Source organism: Croceitalea sp. MTPC5, from assembly GCF_036985505.1.
In the GTDB taxonomy this organism is placed as follows: domain Bacteria; phylum Bacteroidota; class Bacteroidia; order Flavobacteriales; family Flavobacteriaceae; genus Croceitalea.
The window spans coordinates 561,702-577,012 of the sequence record NZ_BTGQ01000003.1 but is presented as its reverse complement, the minus strand read 5'-3'; the positions used below and the strand labels follow the sequence as shown (position 1 = coordinate 577,012).

Below are 15,311 nucleotides of genomic sequence, written 5' to 3'. Positions count from 1 at the left end.
TTATCTGAATAGGTATTTCAAAAAACCATAGGCATTCCTGCTTTGCGGATACCCTAAGTTTTCTTCATTGGCATATGCCTCACGCTCAAACGAAATGTTCTGATAGGCACGATAACTATCTAAATACAGAACGGTTCTAAAAAGCCATTCCAGCACGTACCACAGGTAGAAAAAAACCACTAGTAGTTCTAGTTGTTGTTTTAAGTGTATACGCTCATGATTGATCAGCACGTCATCTTCCTTATAGGTATCTTCCTTAACGATTATAAAAGGCCACAGGGTGAGACCCACATAGTTTTTGCGAAAAAAATGTTTAAAGACTAAAACCATCTTTTACCAAATTGATATACTTGTCAAAACCGTGGGGATAGACAAATATAATAGTTTCGAATAGGAACAACGGAGTAAGCGCGTTTTTATTCAGATTTTTCAGACAAAAACCATATTAACTCGTTAAATCGCACTAAAACAGGCTATTTTCAAGACTGGAAATGGCTAATTTTGAATCGTAATGGGTTAACGGAACATGAAAAAAATAATACCACTGGAGGAAGGCGATTATTACCTCTCAAAAGAAGGGTATAAAGTTCTTACGGAGCGGTATCACTTAAAAAGGGGATACTGTTGCGAAAGTGGCTGCAGACATTGCCCGTATGGTTACGATAAAAAAACAAACACCCAACGATAAACAGGTTTTCGGCATAGTATTTGATGCTTTTTTGCCGATTGTTAGTGTCGTTTAAACTCAAAACTTGGTATTATGAAAAAGATTAAATTATTGGTACTTCCCTTGCTATTTTTAACCCTGTTGAGCTCATGTGTTTCCGTTCGTGTTTTGGCCGACTATGATAAAGAAGCAGATTTCAACACCTACAAAACCTATGCATTTTACAAAACGGGAATCGATAGGGCACAAATTTCCGATCTAGACAAAAAACGTATTCTTACTGCCATTGACGCAGAGATGAGCGCACGCGGTTTTGTCAAATCGGAAAACCCCGATTTGCTCGTGAGTATTTTCACTAAAGAGCGGGAGCAAGTAGATGTTTACAACAACAACTTTGGTTGGGGCGGCTTTGGTGGTTTTGGCGGTTTCGGCTTTGGTGGTTTCTACAACCCATGGTTCTGGGGACCAGGTTTTGGCTGGGGCGGTGGTTTCGGGCCTAATGTGTCTACCCGTACCGAAGGATCTTTATACATTGATTTAATCGATACCAAGAACAAGGAATTGGTTTGGCAAGGGCGCGGTGTAGGCACCTTGAACAACACCAAGAATATTGAGAAGAAAGAAGAAAGAATTCGGGAATTCGTATCTGAAATCCTTCAAGCATATCCGCCAGCCATTGCTGCGAACTAGATTTGCCTTGAAAATGCTTTCTACCGAAGGCGAAGCAGTTATCCCCTTAGTTTAAGTGTTCATCATAGGGTGATAGTTGCCTCGCTTTCATTTTGATTTTGCCATTAAAGTAACGGAAAGGCAATCTCATCTTTCACCTCTTTAAGCACAAAAGCACTTTTGACCGCCCCTATATTAGGTAAGGCGGCAATTTTTGTTTTGGCAAAGTCATAATACGCGTCGAGGTTCTTAACAATGACCTTCAATAGAAAGTCAAACTCACCACCCACTATAAAACACTCGACCACTTCAGGAAACTCTTTTACCAGTGCCAAAAAATCATCCATCAAATGCCCTTTTTGTGCCTCAAGGGAAACAAAGCTGAAAACGGTTATGCTGCTTTCTATTTGCTCTTTATTGACTACAGCCGAATAATGCTTAATAAACCCTTCTTTCTCCAATCTTTTAATGCGCTCATAAACCGGGGTCTTGGTCAAGTTCAATTGTTCTGCAATGTTCTTGGCGACCGTTTTGGCATCCTTTTCCAAAATTTTGAGAATGGCCCTATCTATGGCATCCAATTTTAGTTCCATAATATTTTCCTTTTCGAAGTAGCTAGAATCCCTTTTAAATTATCTAATTCCTAAATTAATTAAATATATTAGGAAAAAACACCTATTAAGTATAAAAAATAGATTAATAATTCGTTATTGCATACTTTTATAAGAAAAATAGTCTAGTGGAATACCACCTTGCCCAAGCCAATATTTCAAAGTTCAAGGCGCCGTTGGAAAATGCTTCCATGAAAGAATTCGTTGACTTTTTAGAACCGGTAAATCGATTTGCCGAAGAGAGCCCGGGTTTTATCTGGCGATTGAAAGATGGGCAGGGTCGATCGGCTTCGTACATTGAAACCCCTTTTAAAGAAGAGCTATTGGCCATTAACATTAGCGTTTGGGAAGATATCCCCTCTTTTAAGGATTTTGTCTACGGTACGGTACACAGCTATTTTTTGAGAAACAAAAAGAAATGGTTTGATCTAAAGGGGCCATCGGCCTTTGTCATGTGGTGGATACCGCAAGGCGAATTGCCAACTTTAGCCATGGCAAAGGATAAGATCGACCTTTTAGAAAAACAAGGGGAAACCCCTGAAGCCTTCAGCATGAAATCACTTTATGATGCCTCAGGAAAGCGTATAAAACTATAAGTATGGCAAATTTGGAATACGAGAGCAATCCTATTTTAGAAAAGCTTCCCAAACACTTGAAGCAATATATCAAACCTCAAAATTATGAGGATTATACCGTTATCGACCAAGCGGTCTGGCGTTATGTGATGCGCAAAAATGTGGATTATCTCAGTAAGGTGGCGCATCAATCGTATTTGGAAGGCCTACAAAAAACAGGGATTTCCATTGATAATATTCCGAATATGTATGGCATGAACCGAATTTTAAAAGAGATTGGATGGGCAGCCGTTGCGGTCGATGGTTTCATCCCTCCTTCGGCCTTTATGGAGTTTCAGGCCTATAACGTTTTGGTCATCGCATCCGATATCAGGCAATTGGAGAATATAGAATATACCCCAGCACCCGATATTATACACGAAGGCGCCGGGCATGCCCCTATCATAGCGAATCCTGAATATGCCGAATATTTGCGACGTTTTGGTGAGATCGGCTGTAAGGCGATCTCAAGCGCAAAAGACTATGAACTCTACGAAGCGGTAAGACATCTCTCTATTATTAAAGAGGCCGAGGGCACCCCAAAGAAGGACATTGAAAAAGCCGAAAAGCATATTGAATACTTGCAAGAGCATATGGGGGAGCCCAGTGAAATGGCCTTGATTCGAAACCTTCACTGGTGGACCGTTGAATACGGTCTTATAGGAACCGTCGATAATCCTAAAATATACGGTGCGGGTCTGCTATCATCCATTGGTGAAAGCGCCTGGTGTATGACCGATGATGTCAAAAAAATAGCATACGGCCTTGAGGCCGCAAAAACGGCTTTTGATATCACAAAGCCCCAACCACAACTTTTTGTAACCCCCAATTTCGCCCATCTAAGCCAAGTTTTGGAAGATTTTGCCAATACGATGGCCCTAAGAACAGGTGGATTGAAAGGAGTACGAAAGTTGGTAAAATCAAAAGCCCTGGGTACCATCGAACTTAGTACTGGATTACAGATATCCGGGGTCTTTGACAATATCATTGCACACGATGGCAAACCACTTTACCTAAGAACCTTTGGCCCCACTGCACTTTCGTACAGAGAAAAAGAATTGGTAGGGCATAGCACTGACCATCATAAAGAGGGGTTTGGTTCTCCCGTAGGCAAGTTGAAAGGCATCAACTTGGCCATTGAGGATATGGGCCCTCGAGACCTGAAAGCCTATAAGATATTTGAAGGGGAACGCGTGGACCTGGAATTTGAGGGCGGCGTCAAGGTATCTGGGGAAATCATTACGGGTACTCGCAATCTTAAGGGGGAAATCGTATTGATAACCCTTAAGGATTGTAGGGTCACCCATGACGATACCATTTTATTTTTACCCGAATGGGGCTTGTATCATATGGCAGTCGGGGAAAAGGTAACTTCCGCATTTAACGGTCCGGCGGACCTCAACAGTTTTGACCTGATTGGCCACGAACTCACTGAAACCACCACAAAATCAAAAAAGAATCAAGAACGAAGGTTGTTGGAACAGTACTATCAACAAGTTCGGGATTATCGAGAAACTACCAACACTACTATTTCAAGAACAAAAGTCTTTCAAGAAATCAGTGAAAAATTTCCTGATGATTGGCTCTTATCCATAGAGCTTTATGAACTGGCAAGGGCAACTAATGAGGCTAATCTATCAGAGGCCATCTTGAAACATTTAGAGGCCGTAAAACAGCGCAAACCAAAACTGGGGCATTTGATTGATGATGGACTGCAACTAGTCAACGATAGTCCTGTTGTCAAGAGTTAAATCTTGAACTTTTTCAATGGGTCTTTCATTGTGGACCAATTTCCAGCCCAAGGTATTGGTAAGCATCAAAATATTTGAAAGTTCGCTGAGCAGACGATTCTGGGCGTTTGATTTGAGTGGGGAGGCTTCTAATTTCTTTCGTAATAAAGCTTTGACATCTTCTTTAATGGTATTGTAATCAGCAGCTTCAAAAGGGTTGAAATAATCGGCGGAAACATCGTAATACTCAAAATCAGGATTGATCTTTATTTCGGGCTCGGGTATTTTTTTAAGGAATACCGTTTTTTGCACCTCATCCAATTCAAACTCCAGCCCCTTTAAATCATAGGCGATGGTCACCTCGGCATTTACAACGACCAAAGCCCGTTTTTCAGCGGCAAGCAGGGAGCCAAATAGTGCTTTGGAATCCTCATAATTGTAGACTTCTGCAAAATGACCTTCGGTGACGATCAATTTTGATACGTTTTTGATTTGCCGTTCAATGAGCATGGAATTGCTTTTAAGCACCGACACTTCGTTATCCTCTAAACACGAACGATAAACAAATACGACCGTTAAGGCTATCAAGGCACCTGCAACTACTCTTTTCATGGTTCTCTAATTCCAATATCCCATCAAAAGTTACGAAACGAAAAAGATTAATCTATCTTTTTAGACTAAAATGTCCTGTAAACATCCGACCGGTATCTTGATTGACGTATTGAAACCAATAGTCTGAAGATGGCATCGGGTTTCCATTGAACAAACCATCCCATGAAGACTCAGAGTTAGGATCCAACTTTTTTAAAAGCCTACCGTACCGGTCAAAAATATATATGGTGGTAGTACCGGTTCCCGCCAAGTTAGAGACATCCCACACATCATTTCTATCATCATTGTTTGGGGTGAAAAATTTTGGAAGGGCAAAAGCATCATCATCTTGACAGCCCATAGAGGTTATAGTAATGGTAAAGCTCGATTCAGCAGTGCATCCACCGGATTGTGAAAAAATATAAAGTGTTTGTGAATCGGTCACCTCATCGCCTGCGTTTAGTAATACACCTGACCCGTCAGGTCCTGTATAATAATTTTCCCCGGCAGGTAGGGATGGCAATGTAAAACCCGTGCATTCCACCACGTCTTCAAGCGCTGTAACAGCCAAATCGATTATGGCGATATCGAAACTACTTTCATCGAAACAATCTGGTTCAGTTGCCCGCGCGACATAAATGTAAAGCGTTTGTGATGTCACTATTTCGTCACCCGCGAGCAATAAATCCCCACCTTGATTCGGTGCCGTATAATAATTGTTTTCCTCACTCAGCAAAGGCAACACATAATTATTACAAGCGGTTATATCCTCAAAAACATCCGCTGTAGGATTCCCTAATACCTCCACCATGAAACTTGATTCATCACTGCACACACCATCTGTATAGATATAGACTAACTGGGTCGTCGTAATCATATCACCGGCATTTAGCAACATACCCCCGCCATTGGGTGCCGTAAAGTATTGATTACTGGCTTCTAAGGTGGGTAATGTATAGGATTCACAAACCTCAACATCTTGCATAACGGCTACCGGTGTCCCAGAAATGGTCACCTCAAAACTACTTTCGTCCGTACAGGAATTTCCTGCTGAACCTGTTTCAGCAAACACATATACCGTTTGGGTAGTGTTCAGAACAGTGCCTGTATTCAATGGCGTTCCCGTTGCATTCGGCCCCGTGTAAAAAGTATTGTTCGCATTTAGTGCAGGTAAGGTGTAACCCTCACTTATGCATGCTTCTACATCTGCAAATACCTCGGCCACCGCAGCGGGCTCTACAATAAGGCTAAAAATGGTTTCATCAAAGCAGTTAGGCGAGGCTTCCACCCTAACCGTTATATCTTGTTGACCGGCGGTTGTATTGGTAAACAGCGGTGTTAAGGTAATGGGGACACCCATGGCATCAAAATAAGAAATTGACAACCCTGTTTGACCGCCCAGCACCTGCATCTCGATTGCGGCCAAATCTAAAGCGAATGCTGCAAAACCATCCATGTTGTCGTCACAGGTTGATATATCTGAAATGGTGTTGGCAACAGGGCCGGTATCGGTCACCGTTAGGGTAATGGGATTTCTTTCTAAAACCAAATCAGTAACAATCGTACTGCTGATCAGACACGTATATATCCCAGAGTCAGCTGGCAAAAGACCGGTAAGCACAAGATTTGGCGTATTTGAAGCAGGAATGGCTACACCATCCTTAAACCATTCATATACATTGGCACTTCCGCTAACGGTAGTCTGCAAGGTGATCGAACCACTCGTGCAAACCGTAAGGCTTTCCACATTATTGACCCTAGCCTGCGGATTATCATCAAAAAAGGGAAATCCTTGATAGTAGTTGAATTCATCTTCAAAATCGCCGAACTGAAAGCGGTTATCGTTAAAATTGAATATCGAGGTACCGCTTGCGCTAAAAATAAAACTGGGGATATCGCCCTCTAAATTATTATTTGAGATATTTAAATTCGAAATATTGGTCCATGCGATCAAACCCGGTGGTAAAACTCCCTCTATGGTGTTATTCGCAATGGTAAAACTTGCAAGGTTGACCAAATTGCCAAAAGAATCGGGAATGACACCCGTAAAAAGATTGTCTGCCAGACCAAGGTTAAAAACCATGGTCAAGTTGCCCAATTCAACAGGTAGGTTACCCGATAGTTGATTATCGGACAATAGTAGGATTTCCAAAGATGTTAAATCCCCTATCCTAGCAGAAACCGCACCTTCCAATTGATTATTGTTCAAAAACAATCTTGTCAAGTTGACCAAATCATATAAAGTATCTGGAATAGGACCTGTAAATTGGTTCGAGTTCAGTAATAAAACCTGCAAATCTGCCATCAAGCCCATTTCTTCGGGAATCCCTCCTGATAATTGGTTTCTGCTGAGCCATAGGGTCATCAAATTGTTAAGATTTCCAAATTCCGTCGGAATAGTGCCCGTCAATTGATTATCTGAAAGCAATAAAGACTCTAGATCAGTCAAGTTTCCCAGTGAAACCGGAATGGTGCCCACCAACATATTTTGGGACAACCATAATGTGGTGAGATTACCCAAACCACCCAGTACATCTGGTATGGCCCCTGAAAGCTGATTATCGTTAAGCAATAATACCTCTAAATTCACAAGCGAGCCAAAGCTATCTGGTATGGTGCCTGAAAGGCCTCCTTGATCGGACAGATCTAAATCTATCAGTTCGGTTAAATTACCAAGTTCAGCGGGTATCGTGCCCACTAAATTATTTCCGGTATTAGTAGGAGTATCCAATATGAGCTGTGTAACACATCCATTGGCGTCAGTGGTCACTCCATGCCATTGGTCAATGGGCAATGCAGAGCCCCAATTTGTGTTTACCGTCCAATTTGGACCATTGGTGGCATCATACAAAGCCATCAACGCAGCCCTGTTGGTCACATCACAATTGGCCACAACCTTCAAAGTAATCGGGTTTCTTTCAATAACAGGTCTTGCGGTATTGGGGCCACTAACCTTACAAGTGTACACACCGGTATCGGTATTGTTCAATAAAGATATCGTTAAAGAAGCGCTTTGCGACCCCAATATCCTGCCATCGTCAAATAAGGCAGCCCCATCTTTAAACCATTGATAGGTATTTTGTGTTCTACCCACATTAACCATCATGGTAGTGGACTGGCCTGTACTTAAATCTCTTTTTTCAACCGTACCAAGATCTGTTTGTGAAAAAGAAATAAAGCAAAAAGCAACCAATACAACTAAAAGTACACCTCTTTTCATAAGGGAATGGCACTACAACACCGCGCCAAAATACTAAAAATAGTATGGTGACTTTTTAATCACGTTCACCAATTCGACGAAATACCCCAATACCGATGATAGTACATCTTAATTTGCGGGTATTCTTCTCGTCGCGCATTATTTTTAAGCTTCTTTCGAGTCGCGTACGGGAACCTTTAAGGACCAAACTTGTATTTCTTATACCAAATAAATGGTTGGAAAATAATCGTTTAAAGTACAGGAAATAATCAGCAATCATCTGCGACTTCACGAATTTTCTGAATCAGTGATACGGGAACCTACATTACCAATCTTACATACGCAGCATAATTTTTCGATGTTTTTGTTGATGCCCTAACGTTATGCTTTGCAAAGCTGCTAAAATCACAACCCGAAGTAACCATGCTCGTTTCGACCCAGTTGATTGTTGACATAACGACCCAAGTGCTCTAAATTCAAGAACAGCCTACTCGAACTTTGCCCTGAAGGTACCGTTGGTCACGGTTCGGGTCGACGTTCCACCATCCCCCTCAATACCAACGAATTCAAATGTACCTGAAGTTTCTTGATCGTCATCAACCTGAACCGTAATCGTACCCGAACCACCATCGCCAGATGAAAACCAAGCGGTTTCTTGGGTAACATACGCTGCCGCAGTACCCGTCGGTTCATTTTCAATAAATAAATCGTAAGTACCCACTCCGCTATATTCGACAATGGAAAGTATCATAGCATTACCTGACCCATCAACACCTTGAACCAAAAAAGTAGTAAAATCACTGCCCTCTATTTTTGCGGCAGTCACGGCACTAGGGTCCGCCAAGGTTTCAAATGAAATCGTTTCAACATTCGCCCTTATAAATTCATCAACATTTGGGCCTGAGGCATCATCAGAACCACAGCCAACAAAAAGCAAGGCGATCACAAATAGAATGCATCCACTACCAAGGTTTATTTTTTTCATATTGTTTTGGATTATAGTCTAAGTTAAATTAGCTGATTACAATTTTTATCCTATGCCAACACGATAGTTGCCATTCACTGGTTTTTACCATGATACTTACAAACCTACCATGTGTGCCAGACATTTGAAAGGTTTAAAACCACTTATTTGTCGAGAAACTCCTTGGCCTTTTCCAATGCTTCGTCTATACCTTTAGGATTTCTACCCCCAGCGGTCGCGTAGAAGGGTTGGCCACCACCACCACCTTGAATATACTTACCCAGCTCACGAACGATGGCACCTGCGTTCCATTGTTTTTCCGCTACCAGTTCTTTGGAAATATAGCATGAAATGACTGCCTTGCCTTCTTTCTCAGAAGCCAGCAACAAGAATAGGTTTGTATTGTTTTGCCCCAATTCAAAGGACAGATCCTTAATTCCACCAGCATCCAAATCAACCTTCTTGGCCAAAAATTGAATCCCATTGATTTCAGTAAGTTCTTTCCGCAAGGTCTCCTTAAGGTTTTTAGCTTTGTCTTTCAAAAGCATATCCAACTGCTTTCGCAATTTGGCGTTTTCCTCTTGTAATGCTGCTACGGCCTTTACAGGCTCTTTCGTGTTGTTAAGCAGATCCTTGATTTCAAAAAGGGCCCTATTATTCTTAAAATAAAAGTTTTTAACGGCGTCACAGGTAATAGCCTCAATTCTACGAATGCCCGCAGCGACCGTACTTTCAGAAGTAATTTTAAAATGCCAAAGATCGGCGGTATTCTTTACGTGGGTACCACCACACAATTCAATGGACTGCCCAAACCGGACCGTTCTTACCGTATCTCCATATTTTTCGCCAAAAAGTGCCATAGCGCCTTGGGCCATGGCCTCTTTTAGAGGGATACTCCGATTTTCCTCAAAAGGCAAATGCCCTTCTATTCTGGCATTAACGAAATTCTCTACACTTCGCAATTCCTCAATGGTCAGCTTTGAAAAGTGTGAGAAATCGAATCGCAGGTATTTAGAATGCACTGCAGAGCCTTTTTGCTCTACATGGGTCCCTAAAACTTCACGAAGCGCTTGATGTAACAAGTGGGTAGCGGTATGGTTGCTGGCCGTACGCTGACGTTGTTTTTTATCGACAGAGGCCTTGAAGGTACCTTTGCTGTTTTTTGGAAAGGTCTCTGAAAAATGAACGATTTCATTGTTCTCCCTTTTGGTATCTATGATATAAGTGATATCGCCATTTGATGCCTCTAGGTATCCCTTATCCCCTACTTGGCCACCACCTTCGGCATAGAAGGGGGTATGATTAAAAACCAACTGATATTGCTCGCCATTTTTTTTACTGGTTACTTTTCGATACTTCACCAATTTCACATCAGCCTCTAAGCTATCATAACCTATGAACTCTTGTTCCTTATCATCTAAAAGAATGGTCCAATCTTCTTTTGAGGTTTCTGAAGCTGCACGAGACCGCTCTTTCTGGGCTTTCAATGCTTTTTCAAATCCATCGACATCAAGGGTATATCCTTTTTCCTCAAGTATCAGCGCGGTCAAGTCTATGGGAAAACCAAAGGTGTCATATAGTTCAAAAGCCTTTTCCCCAGCAATGATTTTATTCTTGGATGCTGTCATGACAGCATCTAAGAGTACCAAACCTTGTTCTAAGGTACTTAAGAAAGAATTTTCTTCTTCCTTAACCACATTTTCAATCAATTGATACTGTTGTTTTAGTTCAGGAAAGGCTTTCCCCATATGTTCGCCCAATACCTTGACCAATCGATAAATAAAGGGTTTTCTAATATTTAGAAAAGTAAATCCGTAGCGCACGGCCCTTCTTAATATCCTTCTAATCACATAACCCGCCCCAGTATTGCTTGGTAACTGACCATCGGCAATTGAGAAGGCAACGGCCCTTATATGATCGGCAATGACCCGAATGGCAATATCCGTTGCCCCGTCCTTACCATATTTTTGATGGGTAATGGCTTCGATCTCACGGATCAAAGGCGTAAAGACATCGGTATCATAATTTGATTTTACCCCTTGCAAGACCATGCATAGGCGTTCAAACCCCATTCCGGTGTCTACATGTTTTTCGGGTAGGTTTTCGAGTGCCCCGTTGGCCTTACGATTATATTGCATAAAGACCAGGTTCCATATCTCAACGACTTGGGGGTGATCTTGATTGACCAATGTCGCCCCGGGTATTTTCGCCTTTTCCTCAGACGACCGAATATCCACATGTATTTCTGAACAAGGCCCGCAAGGCCCTTGCTCACCCATTTCCCAGAAGTTATCTTTTTTATCGCCCATGATAATACGATCCTCGGGCAGAATCATACGCCATAAATCGAAGGCTTCCTTATCCATTTCCAAACTATCAGGCCCTTCGCAGCCCTCGAAAACGGAAACGTACAAATCGTTCTTGGCAATACCATAAACCTCGGTAAGCAATTCCCAAGCCCATTCAATGGCCTCTTTTTTAAAGTAGTCACCAAAACTCCAATTACCGAGCATTTCGAACATGGTATGGTGATAGGTGTCTTTGCCCACTTCTTCCAAATCATTGTGCTTACCGCTGACCCGAAGGCATTTTTGGGTATCTGAGACCCTAACCGAGCTAGGAATGGAATTCCCTAAAAAATACTCTTTAAACTGGTTCATACCAGCATTGGTAAACATTAAAGTGGGGTCATCTTTGATGACCATCGGTGCCGAGGGAACGATTTTGTGCCCTTTAGATTCAAAAAAGTTTAAAAACTGTTCTCTAACCTTTTGCGATGTCATCTTGGGAGTTAAGCTTTAATTAATTTTAACAGAATAAACGAAACAATTTCTATATTTGTTTGTTACCATAAAATGAATGACCAAAAATAGGATAATTTCACTTCATGTCTAAAGTAAAATACTATTACGATCCCGATACGCTTTCGTATCGAAAGATCGAACCTAAAAAATCAAAAAGATACCGAAACGTTTTCCTTTTCTTATTGGGTTCGGCCCTTTTTGGTTTCATTACCCTCATCCTATTACTGAATACCAACCTTGTCAATACCCCTCGGGAACTTTCTTTACAACGCGAAGTTCAAAATTATGAGCTCCAGTTTGAAATCTTGGATAAGAAAATGGAACAGATGGAGCAGGTATTGGCGAATATTGAAGACCGTGACAATAATATCTATAGACTTTATTTCGAGGCAAACCCTATTCCAGAAGAACAAAGGAGGGCTGGTTTCGGAGGGGTAAACCGTTACAAGTCTTTGGAAGGCTTCAACAATTCAGAGATTATTATCGACGCTACCAAACGATTGGATATCATTCAAAAACAGATGGTCATCCAATCCAAGTCCTTAGATGAGATTGCCAAACTTGCCGGGGAAAAGGAAAAACTACTGGCGGCCATTCCTGCCATACAACCTGTTCGAAATAAAGATTTGAAACGTATGGCATCAGGTTTTGGTTGGCGAACCGACCCTTTTACAAAAGCCCGTAAAAAACATTGGGGAATGGATTTTACCGCTCCAAGAGGGACACCGATTTTTGCTTCTGGTGACGGCAAGGTCATACGGGCCGACAACAATTCATCCGGTTTCGGAAAACACATCCGCATTGATCATGGGTACGGATATGTGAGCCTATATGCACATTTAAGTAAATACAACGTGACCAAAGGACAAAAAGTGAAACGTGGTGATTTGATAGGCTTTGTAGGTAATACGGGCAGGTCAGAAGCACCGCACCTTCACTATGAGGTCAGAAAGGATAAGGAACGTATCAATCCCATTAATTTCTATTACGGCAGTTTGTCACCTCAAGAATTTGAGAACATGCTCAAATATGCCACACAAGAAAACCAATCACTGGATTAATGCATATAGACCTTCCTGAAAAACGATATTATGGTATTGGCGAAGTAGCGAAAGCCTTTGGGGTGAACACCTCGCTCATACGCTTTTGGGAAAAAGAGTTCGACGCCCTTAAACCAAAAAAAAATGCCAAGGGAAACCGAAAATTCACTCCTGAGGATATTAAAAACCTCAAACTCATCTATCATTTGGTCAAAGAACGAGGCTTTACCCTAGAGGGTGCCAAAATTCACTTAAAGGAAGAAAAACACAAAACGCTCAACAACTTTGACATCATAGAAAAATTACAAAAGGTAAAAGCGGAACTGATTAAGATCAAAGAACAGCTTTAGTCATAGCATAGTCACAATATCTTTATTGAAATTCATGTTAGTTCAAGGTTCTTTCAAATAAGTCGAATTGTAACAAAAATCGATTTCAGCACACTAATTCGTATAACTATAGCAAAGGATAAACACTAAAATCTCAAAAATGAAAAAACTATTAATACCCTTGGTAATCTTAGGTGTCCTTATTTTTATTTTGGGCAGCTGGTATGTGAACACCAATAACACTTTGGTCGATATGAAAGGCCAAGCCACAAAGCAATGGGCCAATGTTGAAAGCTCTTATCAAAGAAGAAGTGATTTAATCGGCAACTTGGTGAAAACCGTTCAAGGTGCTGCCGATTTTGAAAGGGGCACCCTTAAAGATGTGATAGAGGCGAGATCAAAGGCAACTTCTACAACAGTGGATATCAATAATCTCACACCTGAAAAGCTTGCCGCTTTTCAACAAGCGCAAACTGGTTTATCATCAGCCCTGTCACGTCTTTTGGTGACCGTCGAACGTTATCCTGACCTCAAGGCCAATCAAAACTTTTTAGAACTACAGTCACAGTTGGAAGGTACTGAAAACCGTATCAATGTAGAACGTAATCGCTTCAATGACCTAGCTGGGGAGTATAATATCAAAATTGAAAAAATACCTACTAATATCATCGCCAACATTGCAGGTTTTGATGCCATGGCATTGTTTAGTTCGAATACCGGTGCCGAGAATGCCCCTGATGTCAATTTTGATTTTGAATAGCAAAACCATGTCCAAAGTCGAAGAATTTCTTACTACCGATGAGGAACAAGAGATTGTAGATGCCATTTTGATGGCTGAACGGCATACCTCAGGCGAAATTCGGGTTCATATCGAAGCCACCGCCCAAATAGACCATTTTAGTCGAGCCCAACAAGTGTTCCATTTTTTAAAGATGGATAATACCAAAGACGAAAATGGCGTGTTGCTCTATGTTGCGGTAGCCGATAAAAAATTTGTCATTTATGGGGATCGGGGTATCGACAAAGCGGTGCCTAGGGGTTTTTGGGAAACCACAAAGGAAGTAATCGCCCTCCATTTCAAAAAAGGCCAATTCAAACAAGGTATTATTGAAGGCGTTTTGAAAGCAGGCAAAGAGTTGGAAAAACATTTTCCATGGCACCATAATGATACAAATGAACTGGACGATGCAATTTCAAAAGGATAAGCCCCTCCCAACCTTTCTAAAGGGGAAGAATAACCCTATGCAATACCCAACAAAGGAGGGGAGTCTTAAATGTACCTTACTGATTGCATTTGCATTTTTAATTTCCAATTTAGGTTGGGGTCAGTTCACGATACCGGGGATTCCGAAAGAACAGACCAGCGTATATGACTACATCGACTTGCTGTCAGCTCCGCAAAAAACAGCATTGGAGCAGAAGTTAGTACGATATGCGGATAGCACCTCGACCCAAATCGTTATTGCCATCATAAGTTCCACCAAAGGGGAAGACATCAATTACCTAGGGGCCAAATGGGGTCAAAAATGGGGAATAGGTCAAGCTGATGAAGATAATGGTATACTGATCTTGCTGGCAAAAGACGATCGCAAAATAGCTATTAGTACCGGATATGGCGTAGAAGAATACCTTACCGACCTCATGAGTAAGCGTATCATTGAATCCGTCATCATTCCTGAATTTAAATCGGGCAACTATTATCAAGGACTCCAGAAAGGTTCTGAGGCAGTATTTCAAGTATTGACCGGCCAGTTTAAAGAAGACCGGGATTTCAATAGGGATGCTGTTGGATTTGAGCGATTTTTACCTTTTATCATCTTTTTGGTCATTTGGATCATTTTAGCCAGCAGAAAAAGAAGGGGCGGTGGCAAAAACAATCGAGGTGGCCGCGGTAGAAGCGGTATGGACATTTGGGATATGATCATTTTAAGCAACATGGGCCGAGGTGGCTATGGGGGGCGTTCTTCTGGCGGTGGCTTTGGCGGTGGAGGTTTTGGTGGCGGCTTCGGCGGCGGCGGCTTTGGGGGCGGTGGTGCTTCCGGAGGATGGTAAGCTTGAAGTTTTACGCAACCTTTGCTAACCTCAACCTCTTA

15 protein-coding genes are annotated in these 15,311 nt (G+C 41.7%); 9 read left to right on the top strand and 6 right to left on the bottom strand.

Annotated elements, in window-relative coordinates; genetic code table 11:
* A complete protein-coding gene (locus AACM45_RS12470; protein WP_339143068.1) occupies window positions 1–330 on the bottom strand; it encodes a hypothetical protein in 330 nt (109 codons plus the stop codon).
* A gap of 196 nt (window positions 331–526) precedes the next feature.
* Between AACM45_RS12470 and AACM45_RS12465 the strand changes: the two genes are divergently transcribed.
* Window positions 527–688 (top strand): DUF5522 domain-containing protein, encoded by a 162-nt coding sequence (locus tag AACM45_RS12465; protein ID WP_339143067.1) that lies wholly within the window; start codon window positions 527–529, stop codon window positions 686–688.
* Window positions 689–760: 72 nt separating this feature from the next.
* Window positions 761–1,357, top strand: a complete 597-nt coding sequence (locus tag AACM45_RS12460) for a DUF4136 domain-containing protein (protein WP_339143066.1) — start codon at window positions 761–763, stop codon at window positions 1,355–1,357.
* Window positions 1,358–1,461: 104 nt separating this feature from the next.
* Here the strand turns inward: AACM45_RS12460 and AACM45_RS12455 are convergent, their stop codons facing one another.
* Complete coding sequence (locus AACM45_RS12455; RefSeq protein ID WP_339143065.1) at window positions 1,462–1,929, bottom strand: Lrp/AsnC family transcriptional regulator; 468 nt, start codon at window positions 1,927–1,929, stop codon at window positions 1,462–1,464.
* 146 nt (window positions 1,930–2,075) lie between these two features.
* On the opposite strand from AACM45_RS12455, the gene AACM45_RS12450 reads away from it, so the two are divergent.
* Window positions 2,076–2,543: a DUF3291 domain-containing protein gene (locus AACM45_RS12450; protein WP_339143064.1), complete on the top strand. Its 468-nt coding sequence runs from the start codon at window positions 2,076–2,078 to the stop codon at window positions 2,541–2,543.
* Window positions 2,544–2,545: 2 nt separating this feature from the next.
* Window positions 2,546–4,312, top strand: coding sequence for an aromatic amino acid hydroxylase (locus AACM45_RS12445; protein ID WP_339143063.1), 1,767 nt, complete (start codon window positions 2,546–2,548; stop codon window positions 4,310–4,312).
* Here AACM45_RS12445 and AACM45_RS12440 read toward each other — a convergent pair.
* From AACM45_RS12440 to alaS, 4 genes are all read right to left on the bottom strand, one after another.
* Window positions 4,280–4,903 (bottom strand): DUF4230 domain-containing protein, encoded by a 624-nt coding sequence (locus tag AACM45_RS12440; protein WP_339143061.1) that lies wholly within the window; start codon window positions 4,901–4,903, stop codon window positions 4,280–4,282. The two genes, AACM45_RS12445 and AACM45_RS12440, sit on opposite strands and share 33 nt — an antisense overlap.
* A gap of 52 nt (window positions 4,904–4,955) precedes the next feature.
* Window positions 4,956–8,102, bottom strand: coding sequence for a T9SS type B sorting domain-containing protein (locus AACM45_RS12435; protein WP_339143060.1), 3,147 nt, complete (start codon window positions 8,100–8,102; stop codon window positions 4,956–4,958).
* Window positions 8,103–8,568: 466 nt separating this feature from the next.
* On the bottom strand, window positions 8,569–9,066 hold the full coding sequence (locus tag AACM45_RS12430; RefSeq protein ID WP_339143059.1) for a DUF6252 family protein: 498 nt from the start codon (window positions 9,064–9,066) through the stop codon (window positions 8,569–8,571).
* Window positions 9,067–9,209: 143 nt separating this feature from the next.
* On the bottom strand, window positions 9,210–11,828 hold the full coding sequence (alaS, locus tag AACM45_RS12425; protein ID WP_339143058.1) for an alanine--tRNA ligase: 2,619 nt from the start codon (window positions 11,826–11,828) through the stop codon (window positions 9,210–9,212).
* A 104-nt stretch (window positions 11,829–11,932) separates the two neighbouring features.
* On the opposite strand from alaS, the gene AACM45_RS12420 reads away from it, so the two are divergent.
* The 5 genes from AACM45_RS12420 (at window position 11,933) to AACM45_RS12400 (ending at window position 15,270) form a co-directional block, all read left to right on the top strand.
* Window positions 11,933–12,910, top strand: coding sequence for a M23 family metallopeptidase (locus AACM45_RS12420; RefSeq protein ID WP_339143057.1), 978 nt, complete (start codon window positions 11,933–11,935; stop codon window positions 12,908–12,910).
* Window positions 12,910–13,239, top strand: coding sequence for a MerR family transcriptional regulator (locus AACM45_RS12415; RefSeq protein ID WP_339143056.1), 330 nt, complete (start codon window positions 12,910–12,912; stop codon window positions 13,237–13,239). The genes AACM45_RS12420 and AACM45_RS12415 overlap by 1 nt, the downstream gene beginning before the upstream one ends.
* Before the next feature lie 139 nt (window positions 13,240–13,378).
* Entirely contained in the window at window positions 13,379–13,978 is a 600-nt protein-coding gene (locus AACM45_RS12410) for a LemA family protein (RefSeq protein WP_339143055.1), read from the top strand.
* A 7-nt stretch (window positions 13,979–13,985) separates the two neighbouring features.
* Entirely contained in the window at window positions 13,986–14,423 is a 438-nt protein-coding gene (locus tag AACM45_RS12405) for a TPM domain-containing protein (RefSeq protein WP_339143054.1), read from the top strand.
* 37 nt (window positions 14,424–14,460) lie between these two features.
* Window positions 14,461–15,270, top strand: coding sequence for a TPM domain-containing protein (locus AACM45_RS12400; RefSeq protein WP_339143126.1), 810 nt, complete (start codon window positions 14,461–14,463; stop codon window positions 15,268–15,270).
* The last annotated feature ends 41 nt before the right edge of the window (window positions 15,271–15,311 follow it).